The organism is Paenibacillus sp. AD87, from assembly GCF_001659845.1.
Classification (GTDB): Bacteria; Bacillota; Bacilli; order Paenibacillales; family Paenibacillaceae; genus Paenibacillus; species Paenibacillus marchantiae.
In genome coordinates this window covers 1-581 of record NZ_LXQN01000026.1, presented here as the reverse complement: position 1 = coordinate 581, position 581 = coordinate 1, and the positions used below count along the sequence as shown (strand labels likewise).

The 581-nt window shown below is 42.2% G+C and carries 1 pseudogene; it reads right to left on the bottom strand.

Features of this window, described 5'->3' with window-relative positions:
- Positions 1-581: pseudogene (locus gpAD87_RS31310) on the bottom strand (extracellular solute-binding protein); the annotation flags it as partial.

The following is a 581-nucleotide window of genomic DNA, read 5'->3' as shown; positions in this document are numbered from 1 at the left end:
TCAACACCGGCATCAATCAATTCCTGCTGATACTCATCCCAAATTTGGTCAAATTCTTCTGGTTTAGCCAAAATAGCTTGAGGGATTCTTTTCCATGAGATGTCCTTCATCTTGACGGCCAGAATATTGGATTCATCATCAGTCGGTACAGGAATATTCCAAGCAGCGCCCCAAGCTTTTACCGGTAAATCATCTTCACTTGTAAACAAATCCGCCCAAGTCGTTACGCCATATGCTTGAAGAGTTTGTTTATCAGCTTCAGTATAACTATTAACAATTAATTCCGGGAAACTTTTTGTATAGTAGTTACCACTAGAATCTTTGACTCCGTCTCCGTAATGTGCGCCGATATTTGTATATAGACCTATTCCGGAATCCTTTGTGAATGCCGTATTGTCGTTTACAACACGGTTCTGAACATCTTCAGGAACAATACGCTTGCCATCTTGCATAGTGTAATGCTTACCCTCTATACCCCAATTGAGCAAAATTTGACCCTGCTCAGAAGCGAGGAAGTCCAGGAACTTAATCGCCCGAACGGGATCTTTGCATTCCTTCGTAATACCTATACCCCATCCAGC